1 pseudogene is annotated in these 218 nt (G+C 44.5%); it reads left to right on the top strand.

The window, feature by feature from the left end:
- Positions 1-12 precede the first annotated feature (12 nt).
- A pseudogene (locus CKO50_RS23070) lies at positions 13-218 on the top strand (transposase); the annotation flags it as partial.

Genomic DNA, 218 nt, shown 5'->3' with positions numbered 1-218 from the left:
GGAAACCAAACGATGGCAACTGCCCGTAAAAAACAAATCAGTTTAACCGACACCAATTATTATCACTGTATCTCCCGCTGTGTAAGGCGCGCCTTCCTCTGTGGTGAAGATAAATTTACTGGCAAATCATACGAGCACCGCCGTGACTGGGTTGAAGAAAAGCTATTGATGTTGGGGTCTGTGTTTTGTATTAATGTCTGTGCTTATGCCGTGATGAG

It is taken from the genome of Pseudoalteromonas sp. HM-SA03 (genome assembly GCF_002289345.1).
Classification (GTDB): domain Bacteria; phylum Pseudomonadota; class Gammaproteobacteria; order Enterobacterales; family Alteromonadaceae; genus Pseudoalteromonas.
This window is presented reverse-complemented; position numbering and strand designations above follow the sequence as displayed.